At 61.2% G+C, this 19,230-nt stretch carries 11 protein-coding genes and 1 pseudogene; 4 read left to right on the forward strand and 8 right to left on the reverse strand.

Features of this window, described 5'->3' with window-relative positions; genetic code table 11:
- Nucleotides 1–472 precede the first annotated feature (472 nt).
- From speC to AB4Y32_RS35430, 3 genes are all read left to right on the forward strand, one after another.
- Nucleotides 473–2,836: an ornithine decarboxylase gene (gene speC / locus AB4Y32_RS35420; protein WP_439899881.1), complete on the forward strand. Its 2,364-nt coding sequence runs from the start codon at nucleotides 473–475 to the stop codon at nucleotides 2,834–2,836.
- Nucleotides 2,837–2,868: 32 nt separating this feature from the next.
- Nucleotides 2,869–5,118, forward strand: coding sequence for a putrescine-ornithine antiporter (gene potE / locus AB4Y32_RS35425; RefSeq protein WP_368725753.1), 2,250 nt, complete (start codon nucleotides 2,869–2,871; stop codon nucleotides 5,116–5,118).
- 80 nt (nucleotides 5,119–5,198) lie between these two features.
- Entirely contained in the window at nucleotides 5,199–7,514 is a 2,316-nt protein-coding gene (locus tag AB4Y32_RS35430) for an Orn/Lys/Arg decarboxylase N-terminal domain-containing protein (RefSeq protein WP_368725754.1), read from the forward strand.
- Between the two features lie 57 nt (nucleotides 7,515–7,571).
- On the opposite strand, the pseudogene AB4Y32_RS35435 reads toward AB4Y32_RS35430, so the two are convergent.
- From AB4Y32_RS35435 to AB4Y32_RS35455, 5 genes and pseudogenes are all read right to left on the reverse strand, one after another.
- A pseudogene (locus AB4Y32_RS35435) lies at nucleotides 7,572–7,819 on the reverse strand (hypothetical protein).
- 141 nt (nucleotides 7,820–7,960) lie between these two features.
- The gene (locus tag AB4Y32_RS35440) at nucleotides 7,961–8,839 is read right to left on the reverse strand and encodes a hypothetical protein (protein WP_368725755.1); all 879 of its coding nucleotides are present in this window, start codon (nucleotides 8,837–8,839) and stop codon (nucleotides 7,961–7,963) included.
- A 67-nt stretch (nucleotides 8,840–8,906) separates the two neighbouring features.
- The gene (locus AB4Y32_RS35445; RefSeq protein WP_368725756.1) at nucleotides 8,907–9,824 is read right to left on the reverse strand and encodes a DUF2950 domain-containing protein; all 918 of its coding nucleotides are present in this window, start codon (nucleotides 9,822–9,824) and stop codon (nucleotides 8,907–8,909) included.
- Between the two features lie 12 nt (nucleotides 9,825–9,836).
- Nucleotides 9,837–11,240 carry a DUF3300 domain-containing protein gene (locus tag AB4Y32_RS35450; RefSeq protein WP_368725757.1) on the reverse strand — a complete coding sequence of 468 codons (1,404 nt, stop codon included), beginning with the start codon at nucleotides 11,238–11,240 and terminating at the stop codon, nucleotides 9,837–9,839.
- Between the two features lie 229 nt (nucleotides 11,241–11,469).
- The gene (locus tag AB4Y32_RS35455) at nucleotides 11,470–12,384 is read right to left on the reverse strand and encodes a hypothetical protein (protein WP_368725772.1); all 915 of its coding nucleotides are present in this window, start codon (nucleotides 12,382–12,384) and stop codon (nucleotides 11,470–11,472) included.
- Nucleotides 12,385–13,010: 626 nt separating this feature from the next.
- Here AB4Y32_RS35455 and AB4Y32_RS35460 point away from each other — a divergent pair.
- Nucleotides 13,011–15,455: a mechanosensitive ion channel family protein gene (locus tag AB4Y32_RS35460; protein ID WP_368725773.1), complete on the forward strand. Its 2,445-nt coding sequence runs from the start codon at nucleotides 13,011–13,013 to the stop codon at nucleotides 15,453–15,455.
- 132 nt (nucleotides 15,456–15,587) lie between these two features.
- Here AB4Y32_RS35460 and AB4Y32_RS35465 read toward each other — a convergent pair whose 3' ends face one another.
- The 3 genes from AB4Y32_RS35465 to AB4Y32_RS35475 all read right to left on the reverse strand — a co-directional run bounded on the left by AB4Y32_RS35465 (nucleotide 15,588) and on the right by AB4Y32_RS35475 (nucleotide 19,229).
- The gene (locus AB4Y32_RS35465) at nucleotides 15,588–16,958 is read right to left on the reverse strand and encodes an MFS transporter (protein ID WP_368725758.1); all 1,371 of its coding nucleotides are present in this window, start codon (nucleotides 16,956–16,958) and stop codon (nucleotides 15,588–15,590) included.
- Between the two features lie 211 nt (nucleotides 16,959–17,169).
- A complete protein-coding gene (locus AB4Y32_RS35470; protein WP_368725759.1) occupies nucleotides 17,170–18,408 on the reverse strand; it encodes a Zn-dependent hydrolase in 1,239 nt (412 codons plus the stop codon).
- A gap of 71 nt (nucleotides 18,409–18,479) precedes the next feature.
- The gene (locus AB4Y32_RS35475) at nucleotides 18,480–19,229 is read right to left on the reverse strand and encodes an amino acid ABC transporter ATP-binding protein (RefSeq protein ID WP_368725760.1); all 750 of its coding nucleotides are present in this window, start codon (nucleotides 19,227–19,229) and stop codon (nucleotides 18,480–18,482) included.
- Nucleotide 19,230: the final 1 nt, after the last annotated feature.

Below are 19,230 nucleotides of genomic sequence, written 5' to 3' on the forward strand. Positions count from 1 at the left end.
GAAAATATACGCGAGATATTTTCTAAAAAATGAATGACCAGACATCGGCACTTGATAAGCAGCGATATTCAACAAACGCGAATACGAACGGGATCTGCTTGATTCGCTATGCCAGGTTCTCGTGTAGACAAAAAAATTTGCAATAAGCGATAAGCTCGCCAACTATATACGTAGCACCTACGACGACTATATCGGCGCACCTCTGGCAGCCCGCTCTCGGGCTCCAGCAACAACCGGGAGAGACCTGCAGCAAGGTATCACCAGGCCGCCTTCTGCCAGATGACCACTGACATCCGGAAACCACGGTAGTCCCCGGTTGTGCGTTCTGCCTTCCTGTTACTTGTCGATCTGAATGAATAGTCGCAATGCCGAAAGTTGACGGTACAAATTCCTGCGCCGGACGTCCGCTGAGGCCTCGCTCATCGGCGACAAATCACGTTGATTCGCGAAGCCGGTTGAAGAAGGAGTGACCATGCTCTCTCGCCCTTTGAAGGCGCCCACCATCCCAATTCCCTTCCACAATTTTCTGAAGGTAGTCGCGATCGTGGACCGAAATGACGCGCAGACGAGCGAGCTATTGGAGCAGATCACGGCAGAGCACTTTCGCGTCGAAGTGACGGATAGCTTCACACGCGACGTCAATGAAGACGCCGACGTCGGCGCCTATATCGTCCTGATCGACGGCGCCTGCCTGGAAGCGGCGCGGAAACTCGCCGCTTCCGTGCGCTCGCTAGGCTTCCGGACGCCGCTCTGGGCACTCGCAAACTCGCACCATCTGTCGGATCTCGCGGTGACAGCGGGACTCGGCGAAGTCGACGGCTATATCTATCTCGGACTGCAAACACCCGCCTTCTACGCGAAGCAGGTCATGGCGAGCCTCGTCAAATACGGCTTGAGCCTGCTGCCGCCGTTCTTCGGCGGACTGGTTGCGTACGATGCGCAAGCCAATATCGCATTCGACTGTCCGGGGCATCAGGGCGGGCAGTTCTATCGGAAGTCGCCGGCTGGGCAGTTGTTCTTTAAGCATTTCGGCGAAAGCATCTTTCGCAATGATCTGTGCAATGCCGATGTCGATCTCGGCGATCTGCTGATACACGAAGGGGCGGCTGCGGAAGCGCAGCGTCACGCCGCCGAAGTGTTCGGCGCAGATCAGACGTACTTCGTCCTCAATGGCACCAGCACATCCAACAAGATCGTGACGGGCGCCGTTCTCAAACGCGGCGATCTCGTTCTGTTCGACCGCAACAATCACAAGTCGCTGCATCAGGGCGCGCTCGTTCAGGCCGGCGCGATTCCCATCTTCCTGCCGACTTCGCGCAACGCATACGGGATGATCGGCGCGGTCGACTGGCAAGCCTGGAACGAAGACTATCTGCGCGAGCAGATCCGTAACAGCCCACTGGTCAAGGACCCGGAACGCAGCCACTCGGAACGCCCGTTCCGGCTCGCATGCATTCAGCTCGCGACTTACGACGGGACGATCTACAACGTCCGCAAAGTACTCGAGAAGATCGGCCATTTATGCGATTACGTGCTGTGGGATGAGGCGTGGATCGGCTACAACGCATTCCATCCGCTGTTCGACGATCACAGCCCGATGCGCCTGAAAGATCTGACACCGGAAATGCCCGGCCTCTTTTCGACCCAGTCCGTCCATAAGCAGGGAGCCGGCTTTTCGCAGGCGTCGCAGATTCACAAGCGAGACGAGCACATCCGGGGACAACAGCGCTACATCGAGCACAAGCGCTTCAACGAGTCGTTCCTTATTCACGCAAGCACGTCGCCTTTCTATCCGCTGTTCGCGTCGCTCGACGTCAACGCAAAAGTGCACGAAGGGAAAGCGGGCGAAGTGCTGTGGGACAGCTGTATCGAGCTTGGCATCGAGGCGCGAAAGAAATTCCGCCAGTTCGCCCGCCACTATCAGGAGACAGGCAAGAGCGCAGAGGAGCAGTGGTTCTTCGATCCTTTCGTTCCCGACGTCGTCGATATCCGCCATTCGAATTTCATCGCGGACACATCGAATGTCGCATGGGAAGACATTTCGACCGACGTCATCAAGCGCGAGCAGCAGTGCTGGGAATTCCGCCCGGAAGCGACCTGGCACGGCTATACCGGCTACGCCGACGGCTACGTGATGGCCGATCCGAACAAGCTGAATCTGCTGACGCCCGGAATCGACGCGAGCACAGGCGAGTATCTGAGTTTCGGCGTGCCCGCGACGGTCGTGGCGAACTACCTGCGTGAAGAAGGAATCGTCCCCGAAAAGTGCGACCTGAACAGCATCCTCTTTCTGATGACGCCGGCAGAAGACGAAAGCAAGCTCAATACGCTGATAGCACGGCTCGTCAAATTCAAGAACCTGTGGGATCGCGATGCCTCGCTGGCTGAAGTACTGCCCACGCTCTGCGCCGCGCACAGCGAACGCTACGAAGGCTACACGCTGCGGCGCGTGTGCAACGAGATGCACGGCTTCTATCGCGAGGCGAACGTCAAGAATCTGCAGCGGCTGTGCTTCCGCGCGTCGAGCTTCCCGGAACTCGCGATGTCGCCGGAAGAAGCGTATGAGGCGCTCGTCGCGAACCGGGTCGAGTATGTGCCGCTCGATCGTGTCAAAGACCGCGTCTCCGCAACTCTGGCGCTCATCTATCCGCCAGGAATCGGTGTCGTGCTCCCCGGCGAGCGTTGGGATGACCGTGCCCAACCGATGCTGGATTATTTCATGGCGTTCCAGGAGTCCTTCAATCGTTTTCCCGGCTTCAATTACGAAGTTCAGGGCGTGTTCCAGGAACGCGAAGACGGTCGCATCCGTTTTTATACCTACGTGGTCAATGAATAACCGACAAGGAAAGCCACTAAGGAGTGTGCGCCATGGCTGCTGAACCGAAGAAGATGAGCGTCGTGCAACTGACGTTCATCGTTACCGTAAACATGATGGGCTCGGGCATCATCATGCTGCCCACGAATATGGCGAAGGTCGGCGCCATTTCGCTGCTGTCGTGGGTAGTGACGGCATTGGGCTCGATGGCGATCGCCTATGGCTTCGCGCAGGCGGGCATTCTCAACCAGCGCGCGGGCGGCATGGCGGCATACGCTGAAGACGCTTACGGAAAGCCCGGCTACTTTCAGGTGTTCTTCCTTTACTTCCTGTCGCTCGCGATTGCGAATGTCGCCGTCGCGAGTTCGGCGCTCGGCTATCTGGCCGCCTTTTTCCCCGTGCTGACATCGTCGCCCGCCGCGACGTGCGTCGGCGTGATCGCGCTGTTGTGGCTCACCACGGTCGCGAACTTCGGCGGTCCGAAGCTGACGGGGCGTATCGGCTCCGTCACGGTGTGGGGCGTGATTCTGCCCGTCGGATTCATGTCGATTGCCGGATGGTTCTGGTTTCACACCAGCACCTTTTCAGCCGCCTGGAACCCGCAAGGAATGCGGCTCATAGAAGGCATGGGCTCCAGCATCTCGCTGACGCTATGGGCATTTCTGGGCATGGAATCGGCGGTGCAGAACTCGTCGGCCGTCGAGAACCCGAAGCGCGATGTGCCGCTCGCCTGCATGTTCGGCACACTGGGCGCCGCAGTCATCTACGTTCTTTCGACGACGGCGATCCAGGGCATCGTCCCCAATGCGGAGCTCGCGAAATCGACGGGGCCGTTCGGTCTGGCCTTCGCGCATATGTTCAGCCCGGCGATCGGCTCGATCGTGATGGCGCTCGCGGCCATGGCGTGCGTCGGCTCGCTGCTCGGCTGGCAGTTCACGCTGGCCCAGACCGCGAAGGACGCCGCCGACAGCAACATGTTCCCGTCGATCTTCAGCAAGGCCAGCCACAACGGCGCGCCGATCGCGGGCATGATCATCATGGGGATCGTGCAGTCGCTGATGGCGCTTTCGACCATGTCGCCGAATCTGTCCGAACAGTTCGCGGCGCTCGTCAATCTGGCCGTCGTGACGAACGTGGTGCCGTATATCGTGTCGCTGTCCGCGCTGTTCGTCATGATGCGCGACGCGGGAACGGAACCTGCCGTCTACCGGCGCAATGCAGTGGTCGCAGTCGTCGCGATGGCGTACTCCGTCTACGCGCTCTACGCGTCGGGTAAGGACGCCGTGCTGGGCGGCATGCTGGTCATGGCGATCGGCTATGTCATCTATGGCTTCATCGCGCCACGGCTTTCGCTGCTGGGTGCGAAGGCGCGCAAGCCGGCGATCGCGGCCGCGAGCATCATCGCGTTCGCCCTGCTGTGCACCCCGGCGCCGCGTCCCGCGCACGCAGCCGGGGCGAGCGCCGTCCTATCGGGCGCGCTCGCGCGGATCAAGCAATCGGGGAAGATCAACATCGGCTATGTCGACGTGGCCAGCCCGTTCGTGTACCGGGATAGCGAAGGCCGCGCCGTGGGCTATCTCGCGGGCTTGTGTCAGGGCGTGGCGGACCAGCTCAAGAGCGGACTGGGCCTTCCCGCACTGACGGTGAACTGGACGCAGGTCTCATCCGACGACCGCTATCGCGCGCTGCAGGAACACCGGATCGACTTGCTGTGCGGCGACGCTGAAACACTGACGGGCCGCAAGTTCATCAGCTATTCGGTGCCCGTCTATCCCGGCGGTATTGGAGCGCTGATGCGCGCCGACGCATCGCCCGGACTCAAGGCCATACTCAGCGGCGACACGCAGGCCCACCGGCCGGTATGGCGCGCATCGCCGGCGGAGATCCTCAATGCGCAGACATTCTCGACCATCAAGGACTCGCCCACGCAGCGATGGCTAAATGACCGGATCAACGAGTTCAAGCTGACCGCGCACGTCGTCAACGTGTCGAGTTATGAAGAGGGTGTGCGGCAGGTGCTCGACCGCAAAACGAATGTCTTCTTCGCGGAGCGGCAGATTCTGCAGGATGCCGTCAAGCGGAGCACCGCGTCGGATAGCCTGTTGATCCTTCAGCGCCGCTTCACCGTTGTGCCCGTTTCGTTGGGCGTCGCGCGCGACGACGAGGACATGCGCCTTTTCGTCGACAGCGCGCTCAGCAAGATGTACGCATCGGGCGACTATCGCGGGCTTTTCGTGAAGTGGTTCGGCGAGCCGGACGAATACACGAAGAACTTCTATCGTCTTGCTGTCTTGCCCGAGTAAGTACCCGAGGTCGGCCTGGCGTTCGCTTGCATCGCACGCCAGGCCGCTTGCCGTCAGTACGCGACCCCAGGGGAATGCACATGTCCGCCTCGTCCGAATCCATCTATCGCCGCCTCGGCATGAAAGCGTTGCTGGTTCATCACGAAGTCGATGCACGCACCGCGAGTGGCCGCGCCGCCCAGTCGCTTGCAGCCGAACTGGAGGAACGGCACGTGCGAGTCGTGATAGCGACCTCGGCCGACGACGCCGTGTCGGTCATCCGGTCCGATCCGCTCATTCAGTGTCTGCTGCTGGACTGGGAGCTCGAAAGCGACGAAAGCCATCGACAGGCTCAGCGCGTGCTGGATGCGCAACGGGTGCGCAGCGCGACCGTGCCGATCTTCCTGCTCGCGAGCCGCACAAGCGCATCGACCGTTCCCGTCGACGCGATGCAAAAGGCCGACGACTTTATCTGGATGCTGGAAGATACCACTGCGTTCATCGCGGGAAGAATCGTCGCGTCGATCGAGCGCTATCGCGAGACCGTGCTGCCGCCGATGTTCGCCGCACTGGCGCGCTTCTCGAAGGTATTCGAATACTCGTGGCACACGCCGGGCCACACGGGCGGTACGGCCTTCATGAAGTCGACGGTCGGACAGGCATTCTTCGAGTTCTTCGGCGAACAACTATTTCGATCGGACCTGTCGATTTCGGTCGGAGAACTCGGCTCGCTGCTCGACCACAGCGGCCCCATCGGCGAAAGCGAACGTTATGCGGCGAGAGTCTTCGGCTCGCATCGCACGTATCACGTCACGAATGGCTCGTCGATGTCGAATCGCGTGATCCTGATGGCGAGCGTGACACGCAATCAGATCGCGCTATGCGATCGCAACTGTCACAAGTCGTCCGAGCACGCGATGACGATGTCGGGCGCGATACCGACTTATCTCGTGCCCTCGCGCAATCACTACGGCATCATCGGTCCGATCATGCCCGAGCGGCTCACGGCCGCGGCTATTCGCCTTCTGATCGAACAGAACCCGCTCGTCAGGAATCGCGATGGCGTCGATCCCACACCCGTTCATGCGCTCGTGACGAATTCGACGTACGACGGACTCTGCTACAACGTGACACGACTGGAAGAACTGCTGGGCGAAAGCGTCGACCGGCTGCATTTCGACGAAGCGTGGTACGGGTATGCGCGCTTCAACCCGCTCTACAAGGACCGCTTTGCGATGCACGGCGACCCCGCCGACCATGACGCTTCGAAGCCGACGGTATTCGCGACGCACTCGACGCACAAACTGCTCGCGGCGTTGTCTCAGGCTTCTTTCATCCACATTCGCGACGGGCGCAATCCGATCGAGCACGCGCGCTTCAACGAAGCGTACATGATGCACGCATCGACCTCGCCGCAATACGCGATCATTGCATCGAAAGATGTGAGCGCCGCGATGATGGACGGCCCCGGCGGCGAAGCGCTGACGGGAGACGCGATCCGCGAGGCAATCGCGTTTCGCCAGATGCTCGGCAGGCTTCATGCGCAATTCGACGAGCAAAGCGACTGGTTCTTCAATGGCTGGCAACCCGAAGTCGTCGTCAATCGCCACACCGGCCGGCGCACGCCTTTCCATGAAGCCGACGAAGAACTGCTCGCGACCGATCCGTCGTGCTGGGTCATGCATCCCAACGATGCGTGGCACGGCTTCGGGACCATCGAAGACGGCTACTGCATGCTCGATCCGATCAAGGTATCGATCCTGACGCCCGGCGTCGCGCCGCAAGGCGGGCTGTTACCCGTCGGCATTCCCGCATGTGTCGTGACGGCTTATCTGGATCGCCACGGCATCGTCGTCGAGAAAACGACTGACTTCACGATTCTGCTGCTGTTCTCGATCGGCATCACGAAGGGCAAATGGGGCACGCTCGTCAACACGCTGCTCGACTTCAAGAAAGACTATGACGCCAATCTCGCGCTCGATCAGGCATTGCCGGACCTGGTCGCACGCTATCCGGAACGCTATGGCCGCCTCGGATTGCGCGATCTCTGCGATCTCATGTTCCGCGCGATGGGCGATATGAAGACGACGGAGATGATGTCGCGCGGCTTCTCGACGCTTCCCGATCCGGAATACAGTCCGCAGGAGGCATTCGAGCTACTCGTGCACAACCAGGTGGAAACGCTGGAGCTGTCGCAAATGGCCGGCCGCACGGTCGCGAACGCGGTCGTGCCCTATCCGCCGGGAATTCCGCTGCTGATGCCCGGCGAAAATGCAGGCCCCGACGATGGCCCGTTGCTCGGCTACCTGAAGGCGCTCGAAAAGTTCGACCTGCGCTTTCCGGGCTTCACGCACGATACGCACGGCGTCGAAGTCGAGGATGGAGTCTATCGAATCGCCTGCATACGGAAACCGTAGCGATTCGCCGCGCGCGCGGCGACTGATCGGCCTTGGTCACAAGTTCTTGCGAACCAGCTAGAACATGCCGCGCCGATTCGGATCGCGCATTGGGTCAGGCGACTTCTGCGTTTGCCGCACAACATCCTGATCGTCGAAATAAAAGTTGAAGATCATGTCGTGCGCATCGGCTGGGTCGACCACATCAGTCGCTTGCCGCCATTGGGAAGACTGTAGGTGTCCTTTGGCGGTCCCAGACGCGCAATCACCGTCGACTGGTCCGCGCCTGACTGCAATTGCTGATAAGGCTGCGCGCATCCGACGATGCGTCGAAGTCAATGCGAAAAAGAGTACGAGTGCGGCCCGGTTATTCATCACCTTTCTCCCGCAGTGACAGTGCATCGCGGCCGGAGCGACTGCGAATTCCTTGTGAGCGACTCAACTCTTCGGCCTACGGTTGGCATGTGCTACGGCGCATCGGCGCTGCCTGGCTGTGACGCCGCGCGCAAAGGCGTGGCGGTGCCCGGTGCGTCCCGTTGTCCACGGGATGAAGCATCGCGCCCGCTGTTCGGCATGATGGTCCGAAGCAGAACGAGATCCCGTTCGGGGTCGGGCATCGCGATGATCGCGTGCAATGTCACTCTCGTCGCCCAGCATGCGTCCGACGGCGTCGCCATCGATGGATTCGACGTGTATGACGCGAACCGCGCGAGGTTCGTCTGATCGCCGTGAAGTTCTGCGACGAGCGTGCGCGTCAGTTGCCGCTCGGCAGCGGCGTACTGTTGCGGCGTCGGACTGGGGACAGGCGCATTCGACGCATCGCTGAGCAGAACCTTGAAGAGAAGATTGAAGTACTGGTCGACGTCGGAGTCCGTCATCTCGCGCAGTGAGATCTGGTTCATCACCGCGCGCATGTTGGAAAGACCAAAGCAGTTGACGGGCACGAGTTCGTCGAGGAACTTCGTCACGAGCTGCACGTACTTCAGGCGGTCCTGTGGTGCGAGACGGACGAGTCCTTGCGACATCAGGTCCTCGCGCGCCGCAGGATCGAGAAAGATCTGTCCGACGCTTTGCGCTCCACCCGCGATGCCCGTCGCGATGACGGGGTCATCGCGAATCTTCTCCACCCACGCGACGATGATGCGGGCCTTGTTCGAAGCCGGGTCGATGCCATGCCTGAAAAACAGGGCCTCCAGATCGGCCTGTCCCGAATCGGCGCTTGCCGCCTCTGCGGGATCGATGGGCGGCGGACGGACGTCCGGAAAGCTGCGCATCGCGGCACTGGCCAATGCCGTTGCCGCCAGTGCGAAGATCAGCGTAGCGGCGTGAGAGGCGAAACGTCTCATGTTGCCTCGCGGTACTGAAGCGCTATACGCGTCTGTTCGCCCGTGAACCCGCACCCAGCCTGGGACGTCAGGGCTGCACCTTCGTCCAGCCGGGTCCGGGATCGAACGACGACATGGCCTTCGCCCTCGCCGCGCTATCCGGGCCGAGGTCGCTTTCGTAGACCTGCCCGACGTGACTGACCATGAAGCTCTTGATCCCCGTCTCTCCGTAGCGGGCTGGCCATGCAATGACGGCAAAGCCGCCGAACAGCTTGCCATGCGCGACGTAGTCGTATGCGCCGCCCGGCGCATGCGGGCCTTGCGACGTCAACAGCTTGTAGTGGTAGCCGTGATAGCCGGCGTCCTCGGTGTTACGCGCGCTCGCCTGAACGAAGGCCGGTCCGAGCGGGCTGGGTGGCGCGTCAGGTGGCGTCGGCCAGTACAGACCATCGTGCTTGCCCGGTGAGCTCGACATCTTCGACGCATACGTCAGCAGGCCCACGCCGTCGTGATCGGTGAGCGCGTATTCGCGCTGCGCGTCATAGATTGCGAGCATTGTCTGGATGACAGCGAGCTCGTCTCGGCCGATACGGCGCAAACGCATTTCCTCCGCGCCTGCTCGCATGTCGAAGTGCCATCCGTTGTCGCTCTTCACGAGAGGAATCGGGAAAGTCCAGCCGTCGCTGCCCACTGCAATATGCGCATGGCCGTTATCGGTCTGCTCGATCTGATGCGACTTGCCCCATTCGTCGAGGAAGCGGCTGCGTATTTCGGCGCCGACAGGCGGAATCAGATCGCGAAAGTTGCGTCCAAAAATGGCTTGCAGCGTGGCCTCCTCGTTATTGCTGATGGCTTCGCCGAACGCGTTCATCGCGGCATCGGGAGTGCTGAAGTCTTTCTCCGCATGCGCGAACGGCACGACCCCAAAACACAGTGCCAGCGCAACAGCGAAAGCGCGCGGCGCCTGCTCCGGCAAGCCCAGCCGAAATCGTGACGATGCTTTCATGCTCGCGTCTCCCTAGCGTCTTCCGCCACGTCCGCCGCCGCCCGCGCGCATGCCGCCGCCACTCGGTCGATTGAAGCCCGAGCCCTGCATGCTGGAGCGTCCCCGGTCATAACTGCGCTGCGTCGCGCCGCCTGCGCCCACGCCCTGAAATGCGTTGTCGCGGCCGCCACCGCCGCCACCTACGCGATCGCTCGCACGCGAGACGTCGCCCGTGCCCGCGCGGTTCGAGCCGCCGCCGAAATCGCCGCCGGCCGATCTGTCCGCAACGCCCGCCCCGCCGCCGCCCGCGCGATCGCCGGCATTCGATCTGTCCGCCACCGATGCGCGATTGCCCGCGTTGGACCTGTCCGCGGTCGCGGCACGGTTGCCTGCGTTGGCTCTGTCCGCCGTTCCCGCGCGATTGCCTGCGCCCGCCCGGTCGGCTGTATTGACGCGCCCGCCCGCGCCCGTATCGCGGCCGCGGAAATCGTTGCGTCCCTCGGCGCCGCCGACGTTGCGCGCGTACTTGTCGCGGGTCGCATTGTCACGATAGGCCACGCCCTGGCGATGGCTTCCATCGTGCTGCCAGCGCCCGCCCTCGACCTTGGTGCGGTCGAAATTGCGGTTGATGTTCGCGGCTTTGTTGACGTTGATATTGACGTCGCCGCCGCCCCAGTTGCAGTTGCTGAAAATCGCGCCGGCGGCAGCGAGCCCGATCCCCCATGCGAACCCTGTCGCCAGCGCCGCGCCCGGATAGTACGCCGGGTACGGCGGCCAGTAGGTCGGCGGATAGGCGGGGTAACTCCACGATCCATACACGACGGTCGGGTTATAGGCCGGCACATAGATGACCTGCGGGTTCGCCGGCTCGATCTTCACGATCGTTTGCCCGCCGCCTGCGGGAGGCTGTTCGACGACCACGTTCTGCTGCTCGTTCGACTTCAGGTTGCCCGAGTCCTTCGCGCGGGCGCGCAAGCGCTGAACAGCGGCGAACACGTCTTTTTGCTGCGCGAGAAACGCGTCGCCGAGCTTCTGGGTCCAGTCGAGCTTGTCGTTCATCGGCTCGAGAATTTGCGGGAACGCGACCAGCGATTTCACACTGGTATCCCACGGCTGGCTTTCGACGGCCTTGACGGCGGCGTCTCCTTTGACGTTCGGATTAGCCTTCACCCAGCGCGCCGCATGCACGATTTCCAGCGGATACGTCGATGCCATCAGTACCTGCGCGAGCACGGAATCTGGATAGAGTGCAATCGGCGCGACGAGCGCTTCGAGTTCTTCAGGCTTGAACGACGCGGGCTGCGCCGATTCCGGTTGCGATTGCGTTTGCGATTGATTTTGCGTTTGGGCGCGCGCAATGCCCGCTCCCAACGTCAGCGCGACAAGCAGAAGCCACAGGCACGAGACTTTGGCTCGTCGCTGGTTCCATAGGGACATGGCCGCTCCTTCAGACGGTATGACAGGGGTCCCGACTAATCGGCCCTGTCTGGACTGATGGCAATTGCAAATGGGTTTGCAGCGGATTGCGGCGTCGACTCAATATGATGTTAGAACATTCGTCGCGTTATGGATGCAAATACTCAGCGTACCCAAGCAACGAATAATGGTTGTGATTGTTGCGTTTGATAAAGCAGTACTTGCCGTCTAATGAACGGCGAATATCGGCCTAAAAACTCACGGCGAACCCAAACGACACACCATGTACATTGTGGCCAAAGACATAGCGGACCAGCGCACGCGTGCGCGTGATGACGATCGGGTACTTGCTGCTGTCAAGCTCCAGCCCGACGCCAAGCGACGTGAGATCGTTAAAGCCGAGGACGCCGGCGCTGTCGCCGAAATAATGCGAGTACGCCGCTTCGAGTACGTAGCGAACCGGCCGATCGAGTGCGTGCCAGCCTGTCGGCGCGCGCCAGCGTGTCCATAGACTCAGTTGCTGCGCCATCGCCGAGCCCTGCACGGCGCTCGAAGAACCGCCGAAGCTTCGCAGATAGATGTCCGTAGCGCGCAGTTCGACGTCGATCTCGTGCTCCTCGCGATAGTGTTCGTAATCGAGTACCAGCGAGCCGCCATAGCCGTATGCGTCGAGCGATCCGCTATTCAGAAATTGAAGGTTGCTGTCCGTCACGTGATTGACGATCGACTGTCCTACCTTCAGGTCGCTCGCAACGCGCCCAATCGTCCCGTTGACGATCGGGCGAAATACGAGTTCATCGGTGATCCGGAAATCCCAGCCGATGCCGACCGTGGTGCTGAATGTGTTCCATCGGGTCGGCACTGCGCGCTGCTCGGCGCCATCCGTGGCGACGAATGTCGGGTCGTATCGGCTGTACGCGAGCGTGCCCTCGAGATACAGAGGGAAGGACTTGCTGATCGTGAATCCTCCCCCGAGCTGGGACTGGCCGAAGCCGGGGTTGCCGCTGGAACCGCTATTGATCGACAGGGAACTGGTCGTGACATCGGGGACCGTCGTGTAAGTCATAATCGCAAGCACTGCATCGGCGTGCTGCTTGACGTTGCCTCCGATCACCGTGCGATTGGAAAGTGGCGGCTCTGATGTCGCCTGCGCGTGTGACAGCATCGGCAAAAGGAACGCGATCAAACCAGCGCATGCAGCGGACGATGCACGCCTGGAGAATTTCCACCGACTAAAACAATCCGGGAGCCGTCGCCAATGACGCGGCAGACTGCGAGCTGACTCGTCGTATCGACCACGCATCACGAACTCCTGTTGTTTGCGGCCTTTAGGGCACTCTTCACTTCCTGTCGGAGCCATCCACAACTCTATATTCGATTCAAGAGTAACTACGTGACGACTTTGCGTCGAGTATCGAGCCTGTGTTTATGCGAAATCTGTTAAACGGAGTACTTGATTACTTGCTAACGTGTGCGTCATTCGATCGAGAACCTTACTCCTCTCTCGCCGCCATTTCATCGCGGCGTCGATGAAGAATGGCACGGCCGCATCTAATGAGCTAATCTTTGCGCGGGACTTTGAGGGGCATCATTTCCGGCGATCGAATCGCACCATCGCCGGTCTGACCACCCGGCACTCGACCAGGGGACCTTTTGAAGGGATCTCCATGAACGCGTTCACGCGGCGCGAAGCCAGCCATGCTCTCGTCGCCGCCGACTAATCTCGCGCTTCTCGCTGCTGGCTCGCGCGCCCCGACGGCGCCGACGGTGCGCGTTGTCGCACAACGCGCGATGCGCTGCGCTCGCGCATGGCTGGTCGCAACAGGCATCGTCGTGCTCTTGACGACATCGATCGTCCCCGCTGCCGCCGGACCTCTGCCCGCCGGGTTGCAAAGCATCCTCAACACCGCGACGGGAGCATCGGCACAAACCGCGTCGGCGGCACAGGCCGCATCCGCCCCAGCGCCCGCCAGTCAGGCGGAAATGACACGCTCGCTAAACAGCCTGATCGGCACGCTCGACAACGATGCCCAACGCAAAGCGCTCGTCGAGCAGTTGAAGGGACTTCGGGACGCCACGCAAGGTGTCGCGCCCGTGCCGCGCGCGCAGAGCAATAGCGATCTGCTCGGCGCGATTGCGTCGGGCATCGCATCGGTGGAAACGAATCTGAACGGCGGCGGGACACCACTTCATTTCTGGGCGGCCCGGTTCAGCGGGGCAGCCAGTGATCTGCGGATGATCCTCATAGGGTCGAGGGGCGAAACGTTCGGCGAGGTTCTGGTTGGAATGGCCTCGACGCTCGCGGGATGGGGCGCATGTGCCGCCTTGCTGATCTATCTGCAGCGGCGCGTCCTCGCGCGCTATGGTCAGGACCTCGCGCTGGAGCCGAACCCGACGTCGGTAGGCCTTCTGATCTTTGCATTGCGGCAGTCAGGGCCGTGGATCGTCGCGTTCGTTGCGGTACTGGTGTTCGTGCGGGGAATGCCTGAAGCGCTTGGCCGCACGCTCGGGCTCGTGATTGCGTATGCGATCGTCGCGGGTTCGATTTTTTCGGTGATATGCCTGATCGTATTCTCCGTGTTCAACACGGCGCACCGGCGTGTCGCTGTACACCGACTACTGGCTCGCAGCCTCTGGCCGCTCTTTGCAATTGGCGCGTGTGCTGCGTTCGGCGACGCGGCAGCCAATACTGACGTCGCGCATCTTCTCGGCGCGAACCTTGCGGGGCTCATATCGAGCCTCGCAAATCTGGGCGCGGCCATTTTGTGCGGATTCTTCGCGGTTGCCTATCGGCGTCCCGTCACGCATCTGATCCGGAACCGCCCTTATTCGCGACGGCGTGACCACAAGCTCGCCACTGAATCGCTCGATATCCTCGCATCCCTGTGGCACATCCCGATCCTGCTGATGGCAATAGCTGCCGTCGTCGCGATCATCGACGGGCGCGGCGAAGAAGGGAACGTGTTGAGGCCGTCGCTGCTCAGTGCGCTGTTGCTCGTCCTCACGCTGTTCGTGTCGGCGCTGCTGCTGCATCTGACGCGTCGACGGGAGACCCGCGCACAGCGCCGCGCGCCTCATCTGATGCGGCTCTTGCGCTTTGCGAGCACGCTGCTCGTCCTCTTGATGTGGCTCGCGTACATTCGATTCGAAATGGAACTATGGAGCGGACCGATTGCACGGCTGATCAAGCACAGCGCGATGACGCCCGGTTTCAGACATGCGCTCATTGCAGTTGTCGCGACGGTCTTCGGCGCCTGGTTCATGTGGATTCTGATCGACACTGTGATTCTCGAAGCACTGGGCCCGAGCAGTTCGCGTAACAAGACGCTCGATCCCGGCGTGCGCGCACGCACGATGTTGCCGCTCGTGCGCAACGCGATCTTCGTCACTGTTGCAAGCCTTGCTGCCATCATCGCCGCCGCCAGCCTGGGGATCAATCTGACACCGTTGCTCGCGGGTGCAGGCGTGATCGGGCTTGCGGTCGGCTTCGGCGCGAAATCGCTCGTCACCGATCTGATCACGGGGCTCTTCATCATCATCGAGGAGACGATTTCAGTGGGCGACTGGATCGATGTCGACGGCGGCCACGCGGGTACTGTGATGGATCTGACGATCCGCACGGTCCGGTTGCGCGACGGACAAGGCGCGGTTCATACCATCCCGTTTTCGCAGATCAAGATCGTGAAGAACCTGTCGCGCGACTTCGCCAATGCGATATTCGAAGTGCGGGTTCCCTTCTCCGCCGACATGGATGAAGTGACACGCTTGATCGCGGAAGTCGGCGCCGATCTGATCGACGATTTTCGCTTTCGCAACGAAATACTCGGACCGGTCGAAGTGTGGGGGCTCGACCGCTTCGACACCAACTGCATCGTCGTGAAAGGACAGATCAAGACGCGGCCTCTTCAGCAGTGGAGCGTGGCGCGTGCTTTCAACGCGAGGCTCAAGCTCAAGATGGACGAGGCCGGCATCGAGATCCCTCTGCCGCAAATGCAGCTTCACACATCACCGAACGAGCGCAACGTGCGGCCACAGACTGACGATCTCACTCATCGCGAGAACCGACAGGCAATCGACACGGGAAATGTTGCCCGACGCAGTCCGGACATCGCTGTGCCACAGGAACTTAGCGTGCTGAAGGAGGCGACGCACGCCGAGTCGCCTGTCGGCCAGACGGCTTCTACGTCGTCGGCAGGCTCCGCCGGCGACGATAGCGTCCATAAGCGAGGCAAATGAAGGCTCACGAACCGATCTGGAAAGCGGCCTGTAGTCGAGCCTCGATAGCCGGATACGCGGTTGCCTGAGCCTCCCGTTCACGCCGGTCGGCGCGCGTCGTGACAACGCAACGCGCGCCCATCGATGCGCCGGTCAATGCGCCGGCCTCGCGTGTCCGTGGTCGTCCATCATGCGCCCTTCGTCATATTCGAGCGAGATGTCCTTGTTCGTGTAATCGCCCATTCGCCAGGAGGCGACGAGGCTGAACAGCGCGCACACCAGGATATAACCCGCGATTGCATAGCCCGAGTGGTAGTACGCGAAAAGCGCGGTTGCAATCAGCGGCGCGGGACCGCCCGCAATGACGGAAGCCAGCTGATAACCAAGCGACGCCCCGCTATAGCGCAGACGCCCCGTGAAGGACTCCGCGATCAATGCCGCCTGCGGACCGTACATCATCGAATGCGGCACCAGCGAGAGCACGATGGCCACGAAGATCCACACCGGGTCCTTCGTGTCGACCATGGCGAAATAGACGAAGCCGAATATGCCGGCCGCGGCGGCGCCGATCATATACATCCGCCGCCGCCCGATGAGATCCGACACGTGGCCAAAGAACGGAATGGTGAAGAACTCCAGAACAGAAGCCGCTAGAACTGCCATGAGCAGCAGATCGCGCGTCGCGCCCAGCGTCCTGACGCCATAGGTGAAGACGAAGGCCGTGAAGATATAGAAAGGCGCCTGCTCGGCCATCCGTGCAAAAGCGGAAAGAAAAATATCTTTCGGCTGTTTGCGCAGTACTTCGAGCATCGGCGCTTTCTCGATCTTGTGCTCGGAGAGGAGCTTCGCGAAGATCGGCGTTTCGAGAATATTCAAGCGGATGTACAGGCCGATCGCGACCAGCACGATGCTGAGGAAGAACGGCACTCGCCAGCCCCAGGTGAGGAATGCATTGCCCGACATCTGGCTCAATGCCAGCACGGCGAGGTTGGCGATGAACAGTCCCGCCGGCACGCCGAATTGCGGCCACGAAGCGACGAAGCCGCGATGCGAGTTGGTACGCGCCCACTCCATCGACATCAGGACCGAGCCGCCCCATTCGCCGCCGACGCCCACACCCTGGATGAAGCGCAGCACCGTCAGAATGACGGCACCCCAGATGCCGATCGTCGCGTAGGTAGGGACGAATGCAACGGCGAATGTGGCGAGCCCCATCAGCAAGAGCGTGACGATCAGCGTGGCCTTGCGTCCGATGCGATCGCCATAGTGGCCGAAAATGGCTGCGCCGACCGGCCTCGCGATAAAGCCGACGGCATAGATGAGAAACGCCTGTAGCGTACCGACAAGCGGGTCGGACTCCGGAAAATACAGCTTCGCGAAAACCAGGCCGGTGACGATGCTATAGAGGAAGAAGTCGTACCATTCGATCGTGGTGCCGATCGTGCTGGCAATCACGGCGCGGCGTAGCTGACGCCGGTAGTCTTCAGCGGTAAGGGGCATGGCCCCTGGTTGCGTGGCAGCCATTTCGATCCCCTAAAAAGGGCAACATCTTTTATTGACACTGGGCCAATTGAGAGGTTCCGAAATGGATCACGACATGAGTGATTCCGATCTGCTCGGAATGCCTTAATGGTTACTACCAGGCAACGTAATTCCACCTCAAATCAGGCGTTTTTCGACGAATTAGATAGGTGAACCTGGAAGATGAATAATCGGATGAACCGGCAACCATTCTTCAGCTTTGCCGGTCCCACAGGTCCTGAAGAATAGCGATGGCCGCATTCGCTGCAACCTGGCAGCCGAGCACGATATGTTCCTCGGCCGTATCTTCGATGAAATCGTGGCTGACTCCGCCGATGCTGGGCACGAATAGCATGCACGCCGGCAGATGATGCGTGAGCACCTGCGCATCGTGAGAAGCGCCGCTCGGCATGCGCTCCCATTGCCCCGGCGCGAGTGCCTCCGCAGCACTCGCGAGATGCTGCTGGAGCCCGCTATCCATGACAACAGGTTCTTCCGGCTGATCGCATGCGATGATTTCAACCATCACCATGTGTACTGCGTTGAATTCGCTAACGAGCGTCGCGAGCGCAGACTCCATCGCATTGAGCCGCTGCGCGTTTGCATCGCGGAACTGCAGGTACAGTTCGGCCTGGCCCGGCACTACGCTGAATGAGCCGGGGTCGAGATCGATACGCCCTACCGTCCAGACCGTGTCGGCATCGGCGAGCGTGCCGAACGCTTCGTCCATCCGTGCGATGAACGAGACGAGAGCCGCGCCGGCATCGCGGCGAATCGACATCGGCGTCGTACCCGCGTGATTGCGCTGCCCTTTGAAGCGCAGCCTCAACTCACGTATGCCGACGATGGTGGTCACGACGCCGATCGACTTGCCTGCGGCTTCCAGCCGTCCGCCCTGTTCGATGTGCGGCTCCAGGTAGGCTTTGTGCCGGCTCTTGTCGACGCGCACACGCGGCGTCCCGTCGAGTCCGGCGTTCGCCAGTGCGTCGCGCAACAGCAGCCCTTCCCGATTCCTCGCGTTGCGTATCGATTCGTCGACCGGCTCCCCGACAAAGCTGCGGCTGCCCAGAAAGAACGAGAACGTGCCTTCTTCATCCATCCACGACGCGACATCTACGGCCAGATGACAGGTCGCATCGCTTTCAGCGAGCGCGCGAGCGATCTCGATGCCGTAGATCACGCCCAACGCGCCGTCGAGCCAGCCGCCCGTCGGCTGCGTGTCGGTGTGCGAGCCGATCAGCAGCGCAGGGCCGCTCTTTGAAGAACGGCCGAATACTGTCCCCACGCCATCAATGACTGCATTCAGGCCCGCGTCCGTCATCCGGTCGGCGAGCCAGCGACGCGACTGCATATCGACGGCCGACAGCGCGAGACGCACGACCCCAGGCCCTGTCGCGCCGAAACTGCGAAGCTGCTTGAGGTCGTTCAACAAACGGTCTGCGTTGATCTTCAACTCTGCGATTCCTCTTTTCTGCATGCGATGAAGCTACATCGTAACCCGCGCGTGCACCGTCTCTCTAAACGCTAGGCAGTGACTGCGCTCACCCAGGGCGAGCGGATATCCGACAGGAAACGCTGTGCGCGCGGATGCTCGGGCCGCTGGAAGAAGCGATCGGGCTCCGCGCGTTCGAGTACTTTGCCCTGGTCCATGAAGAGCACACGATCCGCGACCTCGCGCGCGAAACCCATTTCGTGCGTGACGCACACCATCGTCATGCCGTCGCGAGCGAGGTCTTTCATCACCAGCAGCACCTCGTTCACCATTTCGGGGTCGAGCGCCGAAGTCGGTTCATCGAACAGCATCACGGGCGGTTTCATCGCGAGCGCGCGAGCAATCGCGACGCGTTGCTGCTGTCCACCCGAGAGCTGGCCCGGATACGTGTTCGCCTTGTGCGGCAAACCCACACGCTCCAGCAAGCTCATTGCGAACTCGCGAGCATCCTTCTGCGACATGCGCTTCAGACGCACAGGCGCGAGCATGCAGTTCTGCAATACCGTCAGATGCGGGAAGAGGTTGAATTGCTGGAACACGAAGCCGATTCCCGAGCGCAGCGCATTCACGTCAATTCCGCGCGCATGCACGTCCTGGCCGTTCACGACGATGCGGCCATTCTGGATCGGTTCGAGCCGGTTCAGCGTGCGAATCAGCGTGGACTTGCCGGAGCCCGACGGCCCACACACCACCACGACCTCGCCTTTCGCAACAGTCTCGCTGACGTCCACGAGTGCCTGATATTCGCCATACCACTTGTTGGCGTTTTCGATCTCGATCATG

This window comes from Paraburkholderia phymatum (genome assembly GCF_040965635.1).
Classification (GTDB): domain Bacteria; phylum Pseudomonadota; class Gammaproteobacteria; order Burkholderiales; family Burkholderiaceae; genus Paraburkholderia; species Paraburkholderia phymatum_B.